At 62.1% G+C, this 17,466-nt stretch carries 15 protein-coding genes; 10 read left to right on the top strand and 5 right to left on the bottom strand.

Annotation, left to right across the window (positions count from 1 at the left end):
• The first annotated feature begins 31 nt into the window (after positions 1-31).
• The 7 genes from BLT26_RS07830 to BLT26_RS07800 all read left to right on the top strand — a co-directional run bounded on the left by BLT26_RS07830 (position 32) and on the right by BLT26_RS07800 (position 9,034).
• Entirely contained in the window at positions 32-1,201 is a 1,170-nt protein-coding gene (locus BLT26_RS07830) for a cation:proton antiporter domain-containing protein (RefSeq protein ID WP_091511621.1), read from the top strand.
• 416 nt (positions 1,202-1,617) lie between these two features.
• Positions 1,618-2,802: an acyl-CoA dehydrogenase gene (locus tag BLT26_RS07825; RefSeq protein ID WP_091511617.1), complete on the top strand. Its 1,185-nt coding sequence runs from the start codon at positions 1,618-1,620 to the stop codon at positions 2,800-2,802.
• Between the two features lie 76 nt (positions 2,803-2,878).
• The gene (locus tag BLT26_RS07820; protein WP_091511614.1) at positions 2,879-3,496 is read left to right on the top strand and encodes a trimeric intracellular cation channel family protein; all 618 of its coding nucleotides are present in this window, start codon (positions 2,879-2,881) and stop codon (positions 3,494-3,496) included.
• 47 nt (positions 3,497-3,543) lie between these two features.
• Entirely contained in the window at positions 3,544-5,217 is a 1,674-nt protein-coding gene (locus BLT26_RS07815; protein WP_245720646.1) for an alpha/beta fold hydrolase, read from the top strand.
• Positions 5,218-5,453: 236 nt separating this feature from the next.
• Positions 5,454-6,578: an amidohydrolase family protein gene (locus BLT26_RS07810; RefSeq protein WP_091511610.1), complete on the top strand. Its 1,125-nt coding sequence runs from the start codon at positions 5,454-5,456 to the stop codon at positions 6,576-6,578.
• A 163-nt stretch (positions 6,579-6,741) separates the two neighbouring features.
• Positions 6,742-7,992, top strand: a complete 1,251-nt coding sequence (locus tag BLT26_RS07805; protein WP_091511607.1) for a DcaP family trimeric outer membrane transporter — start codon at positions 6,742-6,744, stop codon at positions 7,990-7,992.
• A 208-nt stretch (positions 7,993-8,200) separates the two neighbouring features.
• On the top strand, positions 8,201-9,034 hold the full coding sequence (locus BLT26_RS07800; protein WP_245720645.1) for a sulfurtransferase: 834 nt from the start codon (positions 8,201-8,203) through the stop codon (positions 9,032-9,034).
• A gap of 89 nt (positions 9,035-9,123) precedes the next feature.
• Here the strand turns inward: BLT26_RS07800 and msrA are convergent, their stop codons facing one another.
• Together msrA and BLT26_RS07790 are read right to left on the bottom strand one after the other, a co-directional pair.
• Positions 9,124-9,753: a peptide-methionine (S)-S-oxide reductase MsrA gene (gene msrA / locus BLT26_RS07795; protein ID WP_091511600.1), complete on the bottom strand. Its 630-nt coding sequence runs from the start codon at positions 9,751-9,753 to the stop codon at positions 9,124-9,126.
• Between the two features lie 73 nt (positions 9,754-9,826).
• Complete coding sequence (locus tag BLT26_RS07790; protein WP_245720644.1) at positions 9,827-10,456, bottom strand: class I SAM-dependent methyltransferase; 630 nt, start codon at positions 10,454-10,456, stop codon at positions 9,827-9,829.
• A gap of 172 nt (positions 10,457-10,628) precedes the next feature.
• Here BLT26_RS07790 and BLT26_RS07785 point away from each other — a divergent pair, with 172 nt between their 5' ends.
• Both BLT26_RS07785 and BLT26_RS07780 read left to right on the top strand, forming a co-directional pair.
• Positions 10,629-11,897 carry a porin gene (locus BLT26_RS07785; protein ID WP_175453059.1) on the top strand — a complete coding sequence of 423 codons (1,269 nt, stop codon included), beginning with the start codon at positions 10,629-10,631 and terminating at the stop codon, positions 11,895-11,897.
• Between the two features lie 41 nt (positions 11,898-11,938).
• Positions 11,939-12,463, top strand: coding sequence for a J domain-containing protein (locus BLT26_RS07780; protein ID WP_091511591.1), 525 nt, complete (start codon positions 11,939-11,941; stop codon positions 12,461-12,463).
• 32 nt (positions 12,464-12,495) lie between these two features.
• On the opposite strand, the gene BLT26_RS07775 is transcribed toward BLT26_RS07780, so the two are convergent.
• Genes BLT26_RS07775 through BLT26_RS07765 form a run of 3 tightly spaced genes read right to left on the bottom strand, consistent with a single transcriptional unit; the run spans position 12,496 to position 14,319 of the window.
• The gene (locus tag BLT26_RS07775) at positions 12,496-13,269 is read right to left on the bottom strand and encodes a methyltransferase domain-containing protein (protein ID WP_091511586.1); all 774 of its coding nucleotides are present in this window, start codon (positions 13,267-13,269) and stop codon (positions 12,496-12,498) included.
• A 5-nt stretch (positions 13,270-13,274) separates the two neighbouring features.
• Complete coding sequence (locus BLT26_RS07770; RefSeq protein WP_091511581.1) at positions 13,275-13,604, bottom strand: nucleotide pyrophosphohydrolase; 330 nt, start codon at positions 13,602-13,604, stop codon at positions 13,275-13,277.
• 1 nt (position 13,605) lies between these two features.
• Entirely contained in the window at positions 13,606-14,319 is a 714-nt protein-coding gene (locus BLT26_RS07765; RefSeq protein ID WP_091511577.1) for a DUF599 domain-containing protein, read from the bottom strand.
• A gap of 231 nt (positions 14,320-14,550) precedes the next feature.
• Between BLT26_RS07765 and BLT26_RS07760 the strand changes: the two genes are divergently transcribed.
• Entirely contained in the window at positions 14,551-17,460 is a 2,910-nt protein-coding gene (locus BLT26_RS07760; RefSeq protein ID WP_091511574.1) for an insulinase family protein, read from the top strand.
• Positions 17,461-17,466 lie beyond the last annotated feature (6 nt).

Here is a 17,466-nt window from a genome sequence, read left to right as displayed (position 1 = left end):
CCCCGGACGGGTAAGCACACAAGGAGCCACAGTGGCGGAAACCTCCCTCTTCCAATCGTTCTTCCTGATCTTCAGTGGCGCCGCGCTCATTGCCACCGCGGCTCTCTATGGCCGCCAGCCCCTGCTGGTGGCCTACATCGCCCTGGGTGTCCTGCTGGGCCCCTCAGGTGTGGGCGTGGTGGACAATGTGCAACTCCTCGCCGACATGTCCACCATCGGCATCATCTTCCTGCTGTTCCTGCTCGGCCTGGATATGCAGCCCAGGGCACTGGTATCGGTCATGCGCAAGGCCACTTTCGTCGGCCTGGTCAGCTGTGCCCTGTTTCTCGGCCTCGGGTTTGGAATCGGCCAGCTGTTCGGGTTTACCAATATCGAGTCCTGGGTGATCGGCATGGCGATGATGTTTTCCAGCACCATCATCGGCATCAAGCTGTTGCCGACAACGGTGCTGCACCACAAGCACCTGGGCGAGATCATGGTGGGGCTGCTGCTATTCCAGGATTTCGTGGCCATCGCCTGCCTGATGATCCTCCTCAGTGGCAGTACCGGTCAGGTGGATCTCGCTCGGCTGGGCATGTCCTTCGCCGCCCTGCCGCTACTGGTGGTCGCCGCCTGGGTGGTAGTGAAATACGTCCTGTTGCCACTGCTGACACGCTACGACCGCTTCCACGAATACGTATTCCTGGTGGCGCTCGGCTGGTGCATGGGAATGGCGGAAATGGCGGAGGTGGTTGGCCTCTCCCGGGAGATCGGGGCCTTTATCGCCGGTATCACCCTGGCCACCAGCCCCATCTCGCAATATATCGCGCTCAGCCTCAAGCCTTTGCGGGATTTTTTCCTGATCCTGTTTTTCTTCAGCCTCGGCGCCCAGTTCAATCTGTCGATGGTCCCCGAGATTGCACTGCCGGCGCTGGTGGCTGCGGCAGCGGTGCTGGTGGTAAAGCCGGTGGTCTTCCGCTACCTGTTGGGGAACCAGAGCGAGCACAATGTGCTGTCCTGGGACGTGGGCTTCCGACTGGGACAGATCAGTGAGTTCTCGCTATTGATCGCATTCCTCGCCGCCAGCCAGCAACTGATCGGGAGCGCTGCATCGCACCTGATCCAGGCCACGGCAATCATCACCTTCCTGGTGTCTTCCTATATCGTCGTGATGAATTTCCCCAATCCCATTGCCATCAAGGATCACCTGCGGCGGGACTGAACCCGGCCGGCCAGACAGCACCCGCTGGGCAGCGGGCTGCAGACACCCCGTGTCCGCAGCATGCCGGTGGTGCCTCTCCCCTGCCCGGCAATGGCGAAACCCCGTGGCTGCGCCAAAAGGTTCCGGCCTGCCCGGCCAGCCTGGGAAATTGTTGGCGAGGACCGGCCTGTTGCGGGCATATCCGGGCATGGTTACGGGGTCAGGGGAATTTTGGTCCCGGCCGCGCACAGGGGGAGTGCCCTCGCGGCAGGAGTTAGGTATCATGGGCCCGCCGAAAATAGTGATCACAAATTTCACAGCCTGGCGGACGGCACCGCCGCGCAGTGCCAATTGCGGCACAACTGATTAAGATGCACACAGTGCTGCCCGGAAGTTCCCCGGCCAGCAACCGACAGCGAAGGTAGACGAGACAAATAATGAGCAAGCACCAACCACTCGCCCACTGGGACGATATCCTGCTCCTTGACCGCCAACTCACCGACGAGGAGCGCATGGTGCGCGACACCGCGCGCGAGTATTGCCAGACCCGGCTGATGCCGCGGGTACTCGAGGCCAACCGCCACGAGCAATTCGACCGCCAGATCATGAACGAGATGGGCGAACTGGGCCTGCTGGGCTCCACCATCGAAGGCTACGGCTGCGCGGGACTCAACTACGTTTCCTACGGCCTGGTGGCCCGCGAGGTAGAACGCGTGGACTCCGGCTATCGCTCCGCCATGAGCGTGCAGTCGAGCCTGGTGATGTACCCCATCTCCGCCTACGGCAGCGAGGCGCAGAAGGAGAAGTACCTGCCCAAGCTGGCCACCGGCGAGTGGGTCGGATGCTTTGGCCTCACCGAGCCCGATGCCGGTTCGGACCCGGGCGGTATGAAGACCCGTGCCAGGAAGGTCGACGGCGGCTATCGCCTGAGCGGCTCCAAGATGTGGATCACCAACAGCCCCATTGCTGACGTTTTCGTGGTCTGGGCCAAGGACGACGAGGACGTAATCCGTGGCTTCGTGCTGGATAAAGGCATGGAGGGCCTGAGCGCGCCCAAGATCGAGGGCAAGTTCTCCCTGCGCGCCTCCATCACCGGTGAGATCGTGATGGACAACGTCTTTGTACCGGAAGAGAACAAATTCCCCGATATCGGCGGCCTGCGCGGTCCGTTTGGCTGCCTGAACCGCGCCCGTTACGGTATTTCCTGGGGCGCGATCGGTGCGGCGGAGTTCTGCTGGCATGCGGCACGCCAGTACGGCCTGGACCGCAAGCAGTTCAATCGCCCGCTGGCACAGACCCAGCTGTTCCAGAAAAAACTGGCCGATATGCAGACCGAAATCGCCCTCGGCCTGCAGGCCTCCCTGCGGGTGGGTCGTATCATGGATGAGGGCAAGGACTTTGACCCCACCATGATCTCGCTGGTGAAGCGCAATAACTGCGGCAAGGCACTGGATATTGCCCGGGTCTCCCGCGACATGCACGGTGGTAACGGTATCTCCGACGAGTTCCACGTCATCCGCCACGTCATGAACCTGGAAGCGGTCAACACCTACGAGGGCACCCACGACGTGCATGCACTGATCCTGGGCCGGGCCCAGACCGGGCTGCAAGCTTTCTTCTGATGCCTGCCTGATGCCTGTATGATGCGCCTGTAGCCCGCCCGGGCTACAGGTAGCTACGCAACACAGGCTCTCCCCGATGGAACAACTGCTGTACTGGTTCGACCTTATCGGCATTGTGGTCTTTGCCTTTACCGGCGTCCTCGCCGCCGGTCACAAGCAGATGGACCTGTTTGGTGCAGTAGTACTCGCCTGTGTCACCGCCACTGGTGGCGGCACAACCCGCGACATGATCCTCAATGTTCCGGTATTCTGGCTGCAGGACAGTCACTACCTCTGGATTGCCGCAGGCACCGGCGTTGTGAGTTTCTACCTGATCCGCTACCTTCAGGTTCCCATGCGACTGCTCAAGATCGCCGACGCCATGGGGCTTGCGGTGTTCGTAGTGATCGGCACCCAGAAGGTACTCGACCTGGGCCATTCCCCGGCCATTGCCATGGTGATGGGCGTAATGACCGGCACCTTTGGCGGCCTGATCAGGGACATCCTGGCCGGTGATATCCCCCTCCTGCTGCGCCGTGAAATCTATGCCACCGCAGCCCTCTCCGGTGCCGCAGTGCTGGTGCTTCTCGATGCCAGCGGTAAACTGCCCGGAGAACTGGTGGTCGCCATCGCGGTGCTCACAACCCTGGCCATCCGGCTGGCCGCAATACGCTGGAACCTATCCGCGCCCATCGCACGCTTCGGTCAGCACTGAGCGTGACCGGAGGGCCGGGCGCCCGACAGCTGAACAGGTAAATACGATTGAGACAGCTCCCCACAATCAAGGTCATCCTGCTCCCCCTCCTCTGCGCCCTGCTCTGGGCGTGTGACGGGGATGCCCGCAAGTCCGCCGCAGAAGCGGGGCCAACCAGGCTGATACCCAAGCCCTGCTGGTTCGAGACCGACGACAGCTGGCCGCTGGCGCAGTGCTTCATGATGGAAGTGCCCGAGGATTATGCCAAGCCGGAGGGGCGCAAGCTCCAGTTTCCGGTGGTGCGCTTCGTAGCGTTCGAGCCGGACCCGGACAAGGCTCCCCTGCTCCACCTGGGTGCCGGTGGCCCGGGAGCCGCGCTGGGACTGGAGCCGGAAAACGCCACCGAGTGGCTGTGGGTCAACTATGCCGAGATGACCGTGGACGACGGTCGCGACCTGATTGTCATGGACCCTCGGGGTACCGGCATGGCCAGGCCGCGCCTGACCTGCGATGAATTCATCCAGGACGCACAGACCGCCTTCCAGCGTGCCCTCTCGCGGGACGAGGAGGCACGGGTATTTACGTTCAGCATGGAACGCTGTTACAGCCGTCTCAGCGACCAGGCGGACCTGGCGCAATACCACAGCGCCAATGTGGCCCGGGATGTGGAGGCCCTGCGCAAGCAGTTGGAGGTGGACAAGCTGAACCTCTACGGCGTGTCTTACGCGTCCCGCTACGCCCTGACCCTCGCGCGCGACTTCCCCCAGTCTGTACGCGCGCTGGTACTCAACAGCGCGGTATTCCCCGATATCAAGTACACCCAGCAACTGGCGGGGGACTCACTCGCCGCCTACCGTCGCGGCCTGGCATTCTGCAGCGAGGACAAGCAGTGCAATAGCCGCTACCCGGACCTGCAGCGCCGGTTGGAAAACCTGGTCCAGACCCTGGACGAAAACCCGCGGACGATTACCGTCAAGCACCTCTACTCCGAGGAGCAGTATCCGTTTGTCCTGACCGGCCAGCGCCTGCTGCGGGTTCTCTTCCAGGCCCTGTATGACGAGAACTTCTACCCCGACCTTCCCCAGGTTATCGAGGGGCTGGAGAGTGGCAACGATACGCCGGTGCGGGCAGCGATCGCCAACTTCATGAATATCCTGCTCGACCCCTACTTTGGCGACGCAGCAGGTGTGAGCCACTTCTGCTATGAAGAGGCACCGTTCGTCGACTTTGACAAGGCCCGGGCACAGGCGGCGGATTCGGGGATTCTCGGTGGTGCAGTCCGCGCCGATCTTGAACTCATGCAGGTCCAGTGCCGGATCTGGGCCATTCCTTCCGCGCCGCTGAGTGAATCCCGCGCTATTAAAACGCCGCTGCCGGTCCTGGTGCTGCACGGGGCGCTGGATCCGGTTCTTGCGGTAGAAGATGCAGACAGGGCCCGCCAGAAACTTCCGAACCACCAGTGGCTGCTGTTCCCGAACCTGGCCCACGACGTCATCTCCGCCAGCAATTGTGCCGAGAATGCCGCCGCCCGTTTTCTCGACAACCCGCGCGAGGAAGTCACAAAAGGCGTTGCCGAGTGCCGTCGCGAGGAAATGGCGGCCAGTAACTCAACCGACGGCGCTGGACAGGTTCCGGAGGCCGGTGCAGCCCAGGGCAATAGCGAGGCATCCGCCGCCGAGCCGAACCAGGATCCCGCGCCCGCTGCTTCTCCCGCGAGTCGAGGTGCCCTGCCGACACAGTAACTCCTGTTCCGCGGGCCCGCCCCAGGGCCCGCGCCACAACCTCGCCTCTCCCTCGCCTCTCCCCCGCCTCTCCCCCCGCCTGTACCCGCTCATGTTGCCTGGCACCCCACCGGCGCTTTGTCATGTTCGTCCACACTGTTCCCGGGCGGAGTTCTACACTGAACGGTACTTTCAGCCCCTATCACCTCTCTCTCCGCCCCTAAGGGTCCTTTCTGAACCAGAGTGGAGTTTTCCAGATGGAACCAATAAATACCGGCAACTGGACAGACTTGCCAACCTCGAAGAAAGTCCGTCGGGCCAGTGCGGCAACCGTCGCAGCTCTGGTCACGGCAATCGGCGCAGTAACACAGGCTCAGGAAAGCAGCGTGCCAGAGGACGCCCTCTTCAACGACTCGCATTTCCACCTGACCAATTACATTCAGGAAGGTACGGACATAGAGGACTATGTGCAGATGATGGGTGACACCATCGGCCGCTCGACCCTCTTCGGGATTCCCCTGCAGCAGACATGGTCCTACGAAAATACCGGGGACTCGGCACCCACCTATTACCTGGAGTCGGACGCACCGCTCTATTATTACTCGTTTACCGATGCCCACATCGCCGAAGCCTACCAGGGCCTCCCCAAGGACAAACAGGCCAGGCTCGACCCCATGATCACCGGGTTTAATCCCGCCGACATGTATGCCGCCGACCATATCCGGCGCGTGCTGGAGACCTATCCCGGTGTCTTTTCCGGCATTGGGGAATTCACCATTCACAAGGAATTCGTCTCTTCAAAGGTGGCCGGAGACACGGCCAGCCTAACCGATCCGGCCCTGGACCGGATTATGGAGTTCGCCGGCGAGACCGGCCTTGCGGTCATCCTGCACAACGACATCAACACCCCCTTTCCCAAATCGGACAAGGAGCCTTTTGCCCTGAAGCAGATGAAGGACCTGTTCACACGTCACCCCAATACAACCATCATCTGGGCGCACATGGGTCTCGGGCGCGTGGTGCGGCCGGTAAAGGACCAGCTGGCCATCGCCGAGAAAATCGTAACCAGTCCGGATCTCAAGCATGTGTATATCGATATCTCCTGGGATGAGGTCGCCAAGTACGTGACGGAAACGCCGGAGGCAACGAAGCGGACGGCAGACCTGCTGAACAAATATCCGGACCGCTTCCTGTTCGGGTCCGATGTGGTGGCCCCGGATACCGTCGAGGCCCAGAAAAAGGTCTATGAGATGTACCAGCCGCTCTGGGAAAAGCTGAACCCAGAGGCAAAAGAGAAAATCACCAAGGGAAATTACGAGCGTATCTTCGACAGGGCCCGGCGCAAGGTGCGCGACTGGGAAAAGAAAAACGTAAAGCAGTAAAGCCAGCCGCCTGCCGGGGAGCCCCGGCGGGTACCCGGTCACCGCCCTGCCCTTCAGCAAGGAAGTGACCCGGGAACGAAGTTCACTACCAGGGCGGCCGCACGACCCCGGCCGGTCAGTTAATGACAGCCAGCGCGCAGGCTCAAGACGTCAGGGACGACAAATGAAGAACCCTCCCAACCGGTCCCTCGCACACCGGGGGCACAGCCGGGTTATCTACCTAGCCTCATTGTTCCTGGTTCTCCTGCAGCCACTGCCGGTGGAGGCCGACAACAGGGAGCTGCTGGGTGCCCCACACCTCAACATCTACACTACCGTGCAGCTCGACATGGGCTACGAGAAAAACCAGACCCAGGAAGACTGGTTCGATGTCATGCGCCCCACCAAGCTGCCGGCATTCGAGAACGAATTTCCGCCCAGCGGCAACTACTACGCCAGCGTGCGCCAGACCCGCATGGGGTTCAAGGGCAACTGGCAAACCTACTGCGGGGAAGTGAACACCTGGTTCGAATACGAACTGTTTGGGTCGGGCAGCAACGTCGGTGAAACCGCTTTCCGCTTCCGCCACGGGTGGGGGGAGTTTTGCCAGGTGGGTGCGGGCCAGACCTGGACATTGTTCATGGATTCGTCAATTTTCCCGAACGTCGTCGAAAAGTGGGGCCCCAACGGCATTCCCTATTTCCGCAATGTACAGCTCCGCTGGACGCCATGGAGGGACGAAGGGTCCCACTTTGCTGTGGCCCTCGAGCGCCCCGACGCCACACGCGATGACAGTCCCTACGATGAGTTCATCGAGCTCCAGGGTGTGGTCGGCCACTTCCGGCTCCCGGTTGTGACAGCCCAATACCGCCAGGAGACCCACTGGGGGCACTTCCAGGTAGCGGGGCTGGCGCGCCGGATCGAATGGGAGGACTCGCTGAGGGATGAATTCAGCCTCTCCGGCGATGTCACCGCCTGGGGCGTCAGCTTTTCGTCCATCATCGAGATGGACTACACCGAGCTCAACCTCAGCGCCACCTATGGCGAGGGCGTGGGAAGCTATATGAACGACGCCCCGGCGGACATCGGGGTAGTGGAAAACTTCGACAACCGCGAAACCCCGCTAACGGGCGAGCCCCTGCCGCTACTGGGGCTTATGGCCTACCTGGATATCGACTGGAACGATCGCTGGACATCCAGCGTTGGCTGGTCGGTACTGGACATCAACAATAGTGACGGCCAGCTGGATCGCGCGTTTGAGCAGGGCCAGTACGCATCGGTAAACCTGCTTTATCATCCTGTGGAGAGCGTGATACTCGGTCCCGAACTGATCTGGGCGGAGCGGGACAACGCCCGCAATGGGTTCAGCTCTGAAGACTGGCGGCTGCAGTTTTCATTCAAGTACAAATTCAATATGGACCTGGTGGGGGATTGAGACTCGCGGGCGGCCGGCTGAGACTCTTCCGGATCATATAGCAAGCCTGCCAGGCTGGCCGGGTAGGAACACCTGAGAGAGGATATCACCCAGGGCGCTGCCGGTAAGATACATTCCTTTTTGTGGGTGGACAGCGCGGCTATTTGCCCGTAGCTTCAAGCGGTAACCAAGGACAACAAAATACCCCGTAACAATGAACACCCCGGCCTTGATCGAACCTGCTGACCTGGCAGGACTACTGCATGCCCCCAACGTGGTAATCCTGGACTGCCGCTACGACCTGTCCCGCCCGCTCGCCGGCGAGGAGCAATTCGCCGAGGCCCACATTCCCGGCGCACACTATGCCAGCCTGCACCGCGACCTCTCCGCACCGGTCCAGGAGTTTGGCGGTAGGCACCCGCTGCCATCGCCGGCCCAGTTCCAGTCTTATGCCCGCCGTATCGGGATCAATAGCGACAGCCACGTGATCACTTACGATGACCAGCGATTGGCATTTGCCGCGCGCGCCTGGTGGCTACTGCGCTACTTCGGCCACCGGCAGGTCTCAATCCTTAATGGGGGTTACCGGGCCTGGCGCGACGCGGGCCTGGCCGTGGAGGCTGGTTCGCCCCAAACGGTTCCGCCAACCGGAAATTTCATCGCCAGCCCGGATCCGGGCGCCATCGCTGAGCACAAGGAAATCTCCAGCGGCCTGGGCCAGCACGAGTGGCAGCTCGTTGACGCACGGGATCCCGCACGCTTCCAGGGCATCGAAGAACCGATGGATCCGGTGGCCGGCCATATCCCCTCCGCCATCAACAAGCCCTGGCAGGAGATCACCGACAGCTCGGGTAAGGTAAAATCCCAGCCGGAGCTCCGGGACCACTGGCAGGACGTGGGCCCAGGCAAGCCATTAATCTGCTACTGTGGCTCTGGCGTGACCGCCTGCGTCAACCTGCTGTCCCTGCACCTGATCGGCCGCGATGACGTGCGCCTGTACCCGGGTAGCTGGAGCGACTGGTGCGCCCACAGCCTGTACCCTACCCCACACGGGGCCAGCTGAACGCCCCCCCTGAAACAACTGCGGCCGGCCCATCCCTGAAAGAGATACGGCCGGCCGCATCGGGCATTCCCGGGTCCAGGGAAAGACGTTCAGCGAATAAGGCAGGCGCCGGTGCCGGCCAGGCCACAGTAGCCCTCGGGGTTTTTCGCCAGGTACTGCTGGTGATCTTCCTCGGCGTAATAGAATTCCGGCGCCATGGTGATCTCCGTGGTGATTTCACCAAACCCTTTGTCTTCCAGCGCCTGCTGGAATTTCTCCTTCGACCTCTTCGCCTGCTCCAGCTGGGCTTCATCGAAACAGAAAATACAGGAGCGGTACTGGGTACCAAGGTCATTGCCCTGCCGCATGCCCTGGGTTGGATCATGCTCCTCCCAGAACCGCTTCAGCAGGTGTTCGTAGCTGACCTTGCCGGGGTCAAATACCACCAGCACTACTTCGGCATGGCCCGTACGCCCGCTGCAGACTTCCTGGTAGTTGGGGTTTTCGGTACAACCATCCGCATAACCGACCGCGGTTACATAGACGCCGTCGATCTCCCAGAACATCCGCTCCGCGCCCCAGAAACACCCCATGCCGAACATGGCTTTCTGCATACCTTCGGGGAACGGCGGCTTCATCGGGTTGTCATTGACGAAGTGAACCCCGCTGATCTCCATCGGCTCCTTGCGGCCCGGCAGTATCTGGTCGGCGCAGGGCATCTTGAACTTATCGTATTGCATTGTCTCTCCACCTCAGATGGGAAGCTTGTATCCCAACTTGAACGAATCCGAAAACAGGGCTCTCTCTCCGGGCTCACTTGGGCCCGGTCTCACCGGCCACCATGATGCAGCCACTGGCCTTCATTGGCCGGCGGACCTCCCATTCCCGGTATTCAGCCGCCAGCGTTTCTTCTGCCCGTTCGGCGAGCCTGCGGAAAGGAGAGCGTCCCGGGTCCGCCAGTACCACGCGCTGCACCCCCGCTCGCAATGCCCTGCGGGTCAGGTTGTACAGGGGCGCCTCCAGCTTGTCCCAGAAACAGATATCAGTGCCAATCACCGCGTCAAACGCCGACAGGTCCTCTGTGGTCACCCTTTCATAGCGGCAGCGCCAGGTCTTGACGCTCACCCCGTTCAACTCTGCATGATAGTCCACGAACGGGAACACACTGGGATCCGCGTCGAGGCCGGTTACATCGGCATCGAACTGCCTGGCACAGAAGATCCCGCCCAGCCCCCAGCCACAACCGAGGTCCAGTACCCGGGCGCCCTTTTTCAGGGGGTGACGCTTCAAGTAGTCCATGGTCAGGCAGGAGCTTTTCCAGAACTTGTTGCCGTGCAGGCTGGGATCGCCCGCCTCCCGACGCAGCCGGCGCATGTCCGGGTGTGCATTCTTGCGCACAGTCAGGCCGAACAGGCGACGCGAATCGTTGCTTTTGCCTTTCACCTTTTTCAGCTCCTGTATTCAGTCGGCTCAACCAAAACAAAGTAGCAGCTGTCACTGGGGCGCAAGTTTAACCACTCACTACGCCGGTTTCAGCCCACTGGACTACTTTTCTTCAATCAGCGGCGAAATTGCGGCCGCCCCAGATAACCACAAGGAATACGTGGAATTGATGATGCATAAGTCCCCAGGGAAATGGATTGCAGCTGCGGTGCTACTCGGCTCAACCACGGCGCACGCCGTGCCAATCTACGAGTCCGACCAGGTAACCCTCTATATGCAGGGCTACTTCAGTGTGAACCAGATAAATGTCAACGGTGACACCCGCCTCCAGGACGGCGTCTCGCGTATCCGTTTCAGCCTCAGCGTGCCCGCCTATTACCAGTGGGACGTGGGCTTCAATGTCGAGTGGGGCATCAATGCCATCAGTACCGCCCGCCCTGTCGAGATCTCGGGTAACCAGCAGGCCGCGGTGGGCGATGCCGGGGATACCCTGTATATCCGCCACGGGCACATATTCGCCAAGCACGACCTCTGGGGGGACTTCGCCTTCGGCAAGCAGTGGAGCGTCTACTATGACGTCGCCAGCTACACCGACTGGTACGAGATTTCCGGCGGCCTGGGCAGCGGTGCCTTCTCGCTGGGTTCCGACGGCGGCATAACCGGCACCGGCCGCGCCGACGGCGCGCTCAGCTGGCGCAAGGAGTGGGATGGCCTCGGGGGTGAGCTGCAGTTCGGGGTTCAATACCAGGCCCACACCTCGCCGTTCGTCATTTCCGTGGAGGACGTCATCGGCGAGGACCTGCTGGTGGAGTGCCCGGACACCGACTGCGAGTTCGGTATCAGCCATGGCGTATCCCTGCAGTACCGGGCCGACATCGGGGAGGGGCTGACGTTTGGCACCGCCTACAACCGCGTGAAGCTGGATCTCGAGACCAGCCGGGGCATAGTGACCGATATCAGCGACCCCTTCGATCCCGTCGTTATCGACACCAACTTCCCCATCAACGCCAGCAGTAACATCTGGTCCCTGATTGCCGGCGTCAATTACGGGCGTGGGCCTTACCAGCCGGGGTTTTATGGCGCCGCGGTGGTGCAGAAATCCCAGAACAACGACCTGGCACCGCCCGGGTCGGTGGAGGGTATCACCAACTTCTTCGACGCTATCGGCAGTGAATCCCTGTTTACCTACACCTGGGGCGCCAGGAACTGCTACTCATTCTATTTTGGCCACAACGACCTGCACTCGAATGACCCGGGATTTGAGGAGGCTCTCATCGACGCGGACGAGGTCAGGCTGACCAAGTATTACATCGGTTTCAAGTACAACTGGGACGAGCGCATCCACATCTACACCGAGAACACCATCGACAACAGCAATTCCCTGGGACGCGCACTGACCGCCGGTGACGTGATCGCCGTCGGCATGAGAGTCGACATCTGATAGGCTATTGGCCCGGATTTTGTTTTCGCAAGGACTCTCCAGTGGCCAGACTCATATTGCTGATTGCGCTCGGCATCTTCGCCTGGATTGCCTGGCAGAAGTTCAGCGCCAGCCCGCCCCGCCAGCGTCGCAAACTACTGCTCCAGTGGACCCTGGTAGTGGTAGCAATAGCCGCGGTATTGCTGGCGGTTACCGGCAGGTTGCACTGGGTCGGCGCCGCCATCGCACTGGTGCTGCCGGTACTTGGGCGCACCCTGGGCTGGCTGGGCCGCCACCTCCCCTGGCTGGCCCCCCTCATCGCCCGGCACGCCCAGGCCCGCCAGCAACGGTCGCAACAGCAGGGCGGGGAAAGTGCAGGCCAGCAGCAGTCACCGCCGCACGGCGAAGCATCGCTGACGGTGGAGGAAGCACGGAGAATCCTCGACGTGGGGAAAGATGCGAGTCGCGACGAGATCCTTGCCGCACACCGGCGCCTGATCCAGAGAATGCATCCCGACCGTGGCGGCAGCGACTACCTCGCCTCCCGCATCAATGCTGCCAAGGAGCTGCTGCTCCACCAGCTGTGACCACCAGCGGGGACAGGCTGGTCCCAGGGCAGTCAGGCCCGCCGGCACAGCAGGTGCACGTAGCGCGCCAGCTGGCGATAGGGATCCCGCTGCGAGTAGGCCAGTTCCTTTTCCACGATAGCCTGCGCCGGCAGCTTATCGCGGATTGACGGGGTCATGTAGTCGTTGAAGCAGCGGATGCCGCTATGTGCCACCACTGCAAGCCCCGCCTGGGCAACCCAGTCCTGTACCCACTCCGGCAGCAACGGGTTGTCGGGGGTCAGGCTGCCCGGATGCCCACCCCAGTATCCGCTGTCGACATTGCGGTCCAGCTGGCGGAAGCTGCCGCGCTGCAGCAGCCGGAATTCCAGTGCGCGCCGGTTGTAAAACGTCAGGGACAGGTATCCCCGCGGGCGCAGCAACTGTGCCAGGTGCAGGAGCGCTTCCCGGGGCTGCTGCAGCCACTCCAGCACCGCATGGCAGAGCACCAGGTCGTTATCGCCGTCCCGGCCCGACAGCTCCTGCAGGGGGCCATGAACAAAGCGCACCGCCTGCTGCACGCGCCGCTCTGCAGCGAGTTCCTGTGCCTGGGCCAGCATCTCCGCAGATATATCGGCCAGGGTTACCTGGTGGCCCGCAGCAGCCAGGTCGAGGGCGAACTGGCCCTGCCCTCCCCCCGCATCGAGCACCTTGAGGCGGGCGCCGTCGGCATCCAGCAGTGGTTGGAGGTCCCGGTTTAATACCGCGAGGCGGATATCCCCCTTGAGGCCGCCGTAGATACGCTTGCGAAAGCGCTCTGCCAGGTCATCGAAATTCCGGTCAGCCATGGGTGTCAGTCGCCTTTCCCGCCTGCGCCGGCAGAGAGCCGCCGGCGGTTTTCAGCCATCTTTGCCTCCAGCGCGTCTTCCAGGTCGATGCCCATCGTGCTCGCCAGCTTCAACAGGTACATCTGGATATCTGCCAGCTCTCCTGCCAGCTCTGCCCTGGCCGGCCCGACCAGCAGTTGCCGAATCTCTTCGTCGGAACTCCACTGCAGGTGACGGCCCAGCTCGGCCACCTCCACTGCCAGGGCCATGGCCAGGTTCTTCGGGCTGTGCAGGGTCTGCCAGCCGCGGGCGCAGGCAATGGCGTCGAATTCGCGCAGTATCTTCCCTGTATCCATGTCAGTCGCCCGTGGTCTGTTCAAGCACTTTGCCCTCTGCCGCGAGAATGGCCCGCAATGTCCGCGAGCGGAACTCGCGCAGGAACAGCACCAGGGCCACCACCAGGTAGCTGGCGATGAACAGCAGCGGGTGCACGAACCATCCCATCACGGACATGGCGAAATAGTAAGAGCGCAACCCGTAGTTGTAGCTGTGCCCTGCCTGGTCAATCACCTTGGCGGTGCTGATGGCAAAGCGTCGCCGCTCCTCCTCCGAGGTTTCGCGGTCGTCGGCCAGTGGCGCGGCACCGATCAGCACATTCGCAAACGAATACTGGCGCAGTGACCAGGTGAAGTTGAAGAAGGCAAAGATGAAGATCACGATCAACAGCATTACCTTGAGCTCGAACTGCTGGACCGTGGTGGGCTCGGCAAACGGCAGGGTACCGAGCACCTGGATAGCCGCCTGGTTGGCCGTAAGCGCGGTGACAAGGCCTGCGAGGATCAGGATACTGGTCGAGGCAAAGAAACCGATCACCCGCTCGAGATTACCGATGATGGCAGTATCTGGCATCCGCATATCGCGCTCGAGCATGCGCAACATCCACTCCACCCGGTACCACTGCATCGAGGATGCCAGGCACCAGGACACCTTGGCCCTCCTGCGGGCGAAGATGGTATAGCCCGCCCAGGTAATGAAAAAGCCAGCCACGCTGGCGATATCCAACCAGGTCAACGTCTGTCTCCGTATTCGTCTACATTTATCCTGCCGGAACTTCGCTTGCCGGACCGGGGCGCCAGGTCGCGAGGGAAGAAGCAGGTGTCCCCGCAGTCTTTGCCCTGCTGTCACCCTTGTCAACACTGTTTTTCCCGCACGGCGAGGCGGTAGAATAGCGCCCAAATTCAACCCGGCCCGCCCGCATCAGCCGGCGCTGCCGGCCGGACACCAATCCCACGGAGCTGTCTTTTGAGTAATTCACATCCCGCTTTCGAATTGGTCACCAGTGCAGAGATCGACTCCCTCGGCGTGCGCGTTGAAGAGTACCGCCACAAGGTCACCGGTGCCCAGCACCTCCATATTGCTGCGGACAACCGCGAGAATGTGTTCCTGGTAGCGCTGCGTACGGTACCGCAGGACTCCACCGGCGTGGCGCACATCCTGGAGCACACAGCGCTATGCGGCAGTGAGAAGTACCCGGTCCGCGACCCCTTCTTCATGATGATACGGCGTTCGCTTAACACCTTTATGAACGCCTTTACCAGCTCCGACTGGACCGCTTATCCGTTCGCCAGCCAGAACCGCAAGGACTTCGACAACCTGCTGGATGTCTACCTGGATGCGGTATTTTTCGCCAAGCTGGACCCGCTGGACTTTGCCCAGGAGGGGCACCGGCTGGAATTCAGCGAGCCCGGCAACCCGGAAAGCGAGCTGGTCTACAAGGGCGTGGTCTTCAACGAGATGAAGGGCGCAATGAGTTCAGTCAGCTCACAGCTGTGGCAGGCCCTGAGCCGGTACCTGTTCCCCACCACCACCTATCACTGGAATTCCGGTGGCGAACCCACTGACATTCCCAAGCTCACATACGAGCAGCTGCAGGCGTTCTACCGCACCCACTATCACCCGAGCAATGCCACCTTCATGACCTTCGGTGACATTCCCGCCGCCGAGCACCAGGCGGCTTTCGAGGAGAAGGCACTGCACAGGTTCGAGAAGCTCGACAAGGTGATCGAGGTGGGGCGCGAGGACCGCTACCTGGCACCGGTCTCTGTTGAGGAGTTCTACCCCCTCAGCGACTCGGACGACACCAGCGGGAAGACCCATATCGTGCTGGCGTGGCTGCTCGGCGATGTCACTGACCTCGAGGAGGCGCTGACTGCCCACCTGCTCTCGGGTGTACTGCTGGACAACAGTGCCTCGCCCCTGATGAAGCTGCTGGAGACCACCGAGCTCGGCAGCTCGCCCTCCCCCCTGCTGGGGCTGGACGATACCCAGCGGGAAATGGCTTTTGTCTGTGGTATCGAGGGCAGCGAACGCGATCGCGCCGATGAACTGGAAAAGCAGGTCATGGATGTGCTGCGGGACGTGGCGGAAAACGGCGTGCCCTATGAGCAACTGGCCGCCAGCCTGCACCAGCTGGAACTGCAGCAGCGCGAAATCGGTGGTGACGGCTTCCCCTACGGCCTGCAGCTGATCCTGACTGCACTCACCGGCGCCACGCACCGGGGGGACGCCATCGGCCTGCTCAATATCGATGCGACCCTGGAAAAGCTCCGCGAGCGAATCAAGGACCCGCGTTTTATCGCCGACAAGGCACGCGAGCTGCTGGTTGAGAACCAGCACCGCGTGCGCGTAATCCTGCGACCGGACACGGAACTCGCCGCCCGCCGGGAGCAGGCTGAAAAGGACCGTCTGGCGGAGCTCCGCTCGACACTCGGTGACGGGGAGAAGCAGCAGATCATCCAGACCGCAAGGGCCCTGCAGGAACGCCAGGAGCGGGAAGACGACGCCTCGATCCTGCCCAAGGTGGGAGTAGAGGACATCCCCGCCGAAATGCCCCGCGTCGAAGGCGAGACAGTGCCGGTGGGCCGGCAGAAACTGACCCGTTACAGCGCCGGTACCAATGGCCTGGTCTACCAGCAGGTAGTATGCGCCCTGCCCGACTTCAGCGAGGAAGAGAAACAGCTGCTGCCGTACTACTGCCAGGTACTGAGCGAGGTCGGCCTGGGCGAAAAGGATTACCTGGAAGTGCAGCAGTGGCAGGCGCGGGTCTGCGGTGCCCTGCACGGCTTCACCAGCAGCCGCACCGCCATCGACGACCTGCACCAGCTGCGCGGCCATTTCGTGCTGTCGGGCAAGGCCCTGGCTGCCAACCAGGAACCCCTCACTGAGCTGATGGAGGCAACGCTGGAGCAGGTGCGCTTTGACGAGCTGCCGCGCATCCGGGAACTGCTGCAACAGACTCTCGCCCGGCGCGAGCAGGGCGTCGTGGGCAACGGCCACGCCCTGGCCATGGCGGCCGCAAGTTCCGGCTTCAATCGCGCCGCCTACGAGAGCCACGCTACCGGCGGCCTGCTGGGACTGCGCCACCTCAAGGGGCTGGTGCAAGGTTTCGGGCAGGGCGGGCTCGACAACCTGGCGGAAAAATTCCAGGCGATCCACCGCAAGATCCTGTCGGCGGAGCGGCAGTTCCTGCTGGTGGGTGAAGAGGAAAAACTCCCCGATTTCACCCGGGCGCTAAGCACCCTGGGTAACGAGGCCGTCGGCACCAGCGGTATTATCGACGGTCCGTTCGAACCGCGCCGGGTTCAGGAACTCTGGCTCGCCAACAGCCAGGTCAACTTCTGTTCCAGGGCGTACGCCACCGTTCCAATGCAACACCCCGATGCTGCACCCCTTGCGGTCCTGGGCGGCTTTCTGCGTAACGGCTTCCTGCACCGCACCATCCGCGAACAGGGCGGCGCCTATGGCGGCGGCGCAGGGCACGACAGCAACATCGGCGTGTTCCGCTTTTTCTCCTACCGCGATCCACGTATGGGAGAAACCCTGCAGGACTTCGATGACTCGCTCAACTGGCTGGCCGATGGCACCCACCAGGACGCCCAGGTGGAGGAAGCCATCCTCGGGGTTGTCGGCGGGCTGGACAAGCCCGGCTCCCCCGCGGGTGAGGCCAAAAAGGCCTTCCACTCAGAACTGTACGGCCGCACACACGAAATCCGTGAGGAATTCCGCCGGCGTGTGACCGAGGTGAAACTGGAGGACCTGCAGCGGGCTGCCGCAACCTATCTCAAGCCCGAGCTGGCGAGCACCGCCGTGGTTACCGGGAAGCACGGCCGCGAGGCCGGCCTGGCACTGGGCCTGGCGGAGGAAAAACTCTAGCAGGCC

It is taken from the genome of Microbulbifer yueqingensis (assembly GCF_900100355.1).
Classification (GTDB): domain Bacteria; phylum Pseudomonadota; class Gammaproteobacteria; order Pseudomonadales; family Cellvibrionaceae; genus Microbulbifer; species Microbulbifer yueqingensis.
The sequence above is the reverse complement of the archived record's forward strand: the minus strand, read 5'-3'. Positions and strand labels throughout refer to the sequence as shown.